The following is a 2,523-nucleotide window of genomic DNA, read 5'->3' as shown; positions in this document are numbered from 1 at the left end:
CACGTTGCAACAAATGTGGGAGCGGGCTTGTCCCGCGAAGCGCCGCGCGGGCGGCGCTCGATCTCAAAACCACCGCAAACCTTTCGGCATGCACCTGTCAGCCGCTACTGGCCAGCCCGACATACACATCCGGCCAATACTCAATCGCCCCGGTTCAACCCCACTTCCATGTCATTGATCAGCGCCTTGGCCATGGCACTGAGAATCCGCGCCGCGCTGCCGGCGATCTTGTCGCCCTCCATCTCGGCCTCTTCGTTCAGATGCTTGATGCAGCCGATCAGGACCGATAATTCATCGAATGCCAGATCGAGCGGGACGTCCGGTTCAACCCGGTACAGCTCGAGGAATTTCTCCACGCCTGCGGTGGTGCGGGATTTGAGGTAATTACTCATGATGAACTCCAAATGTGTGCTGGAGGCAACCACCTCGATCCTTCTCACAGATTTGGGCGGCAGCCGTACGCGAGGTGAGAAGCCCGTGTTGGAGTCACCACGGTCAGGCCGAAGCCTGCACGCGCACAGCTGCCATAAGCTGACAAGGGACTACCAACGACGAGTTCTCACACTCGCTCGCCTTCTGGGCGAACGGCGAAGTTAACGCTGTGGTATTTCCCTGCCTATCAGACGGCATCCGACTGAGCTCGTAGGATAATTCCCAATGCCCGGCCACCTGAAGCATTTGGTTTCAGGTTCAGATTCTTCTTACAGCTGATGGCCTCTTCGCGGGCACAGGAATCCTTGGAAGAATCAGGCCACCTCAGCCCCATCATCCGGCCAATGCGGCTCATTGGCCCCCGGCGGGGTCAGCGGTGGCAGCCCATAGGCCGCCCGTGCATCGTCGCAGCTGGGGTTATGCACCCCACCCACCCACGACGCCTCGAACTCGCGGCAGGGGCTGGAACGGTTGGCGTAGATGGTACACGCCACCTCCTGGCCGATCTCGCCCTGCAGGCTGATGCAACGGCAGGGTTTGGCATCGGTGCCGATCATGGCAACACGGGTGGGGTTGATCTGTACCACCAGGTCGTCCGGCACAAGGCCCCCGGCAGACTGGCATTCGCCCCAGAAAAAGGACACACGGAAGTACCCGCAGCAGGCGCCGCAGTCAAGGCAAGGGTTGTATTCGGACATGATGGCACGGAGGGAAGGTTGTTGTTATCGGGGCTGGCCCGCAGCGCCATTTTCAATCCAAGCCGGGGCGCCTGGATAGAGGGGGAATGCAAAAATATTTGCCGCTGATCCGGCAATTGAGCATGGACGACCAGCGCCTTCGCCGGCCGCCCGTTCAAGTTAGCGTAATGCCTTGTAGGAAGTGACATCCCAGCGCTGCAAGCCAAGGCCTTCGGTCGGGTCATAGCCATCACCACACACCTTGCTGAAGTGTGTGCGAGCCTCGCCGCAATGCACCAGCCGGTCGTCCTTTTCGCCCTCGGTCAGTACGGTATACGACTCGCTGCGCATGGCCTTGTACTGCCCTTCGGCAGCAGCCATGACCCTGTGGTATTGCATCAACTGGTTGTCGCTCAGGCACAGGCGCTTGTCCAGCCCCACACCCCAGCGGGTCAGGCAGACCTCGGCAAAATGGCGAACGATCAACCCTGGCTCCACCAGTACCTCACCGCCACCCGCACCGTCGACCGAGGCATTGCCCACCAGGGTGGCATGGCGGCCTGGCATGGGGTAGATGCAGATCCGCGTATCCGGTTCGACCGAGGGGATCACACAGGCAAAGCCTTTCGATCGCTCGTCCCGCGAATAGAAACCCACGTACTCGCGAACATTGCCCGCCAGGATTACCCGCTGGCTTTGCAGGTTGCCGATGCCCGGCACCGGGTCGATGGCGAAGATATTGACGGGTATGTCCCGCAACACAGGGTCCTGCGCCATGGCGTTAGCCAGCATGTGGCAACTGATCCCTCCCCTGCTCCAGCCCACCAGGTTCACCTGGGTCGGCAAGCGTGGCTTGCGGAACATGCTGATGATGCGCTCCTGCAACTCCTGCGGTGTTGGATGGCGCTCGCCGTAGTCGTAGGTACGCCAGAACCAGGAGGCAGTGGAAGACACATCCGGAATGGGTACGCCGGCGTCCTTCAGGCGCTGGTACTCCTCTTCGCTCAGCTTGGTGCGCTGCCAGCTGCTTTCACCCTTGATCACCTGCAGCACATGGTTGACGTTCTCTTCCCAGCCGCGGCCGAACAACTGGCCAGTCCAGTTGAAGTAGCCGCCGGGCTCGACGAACAGGTTGTCGTCCTGGAGGTTGCCGCTGCCGGGGCCGTCAACGGCGATCCAGTGGGCGAATTCGCGGCCCTGGTCATTGCTGGCCAGGGTCGAGACCAGCTCGCCATTCCAGAAGTTGGGGTTGGCGTCGTCGAAGCGGTGGGAACCGGTGCCGCAGAAATAGGCAGTGAAGACACTCATTTGTGGGTCTCTGTGGTGAGAAATGAGTGCTGAAGGTAGGTAGATAAATCAGTGGGATGCAGGTGGAAAACTCGCCTTAGTATCAGTCGGGGCTGCTTTGCAGCCC

3 protein-coding genes are annotated in these 2,523 nt (G+C 60.6%); all 3 read right to left on the bottom strand.

Annotation, left to right across the window (positions count from 1 at the left end; genetic code table 11):
* Positions 1 to 140: 140 nt before the first annotated feature.
* Positions 141 to 392, bottom strand: a complete 252-nt coding sequence (locus M2S36_RS22875; protein WP_241106278.1) for a DUF3077 domain-containing protein — start codon at positions 390 to 392, stop codon at positions 141 to 143.
* Positions 393 to 746: 354 nt separating this feature from the next.
* A complete protein-coding gene (locus M2S36_RS22870; protein WP_063911285.1) occupies positions 747 to 1,130 on the bottom strand; it encodes a YkgJ family cysteine cluster protein in 384 nt (127 codons plus the stop codon).
* A gap of 159 nt (positions 1,131 to 1,289) precedes the next feature.
* The gene (locus M2S36_RS22865) at positions 1,290 to 2,417 is read right to left on the bottom strand and encodes a hypothetical protein (protein ID WP_333957893.1); all 1,128 of its coding nucleotides are present in this window, start codon (positions 2,415 to 2,417) and stop codon (positions 1,290 to 1,292) included.
* Between the last annotated feature and the right edge of the window lie 106 nt (positions 2,418 to 2,523).

The sequence above is a fragment of the Pseudomonas sp. SF2 genome (assembly GCF_036858055.1).
GTDB lineage: Bacteria > Pseudomonadota > Gammaproteobacteria > Pseudomonadales > Pseudomonadaceae > Aquipseudomonas.
This window is presented reverse-complemented; position numbering and strand designations above follow the sequence as displayed.

Excerpts from the sequence above, each read along its gene's own strand:
- M2S36_RS22875 (WP_241106278.1), bottom strand. The coding sequence starts at position 392 with ATGAGTAATTACCTCAAATCCCGCACCACCGCAGGCGTGGAGAAATTC.
- M2S36_RS22870 (WP_063911285.1), bottom strand. The coding sequence starts at position 1,130 with ATGTCCGAATACAACCCTTGCCTTGACTGCGGCGCCTGCTGCGGGTAC.
- M2S36_RS22865 (WP_333957893.1), bottom strand. The coding sequence starts at position 2,417 with ATGAGTGTCTTCACTGCCTATTTCTGCGGCACCGGTTCCCACCGCTTC.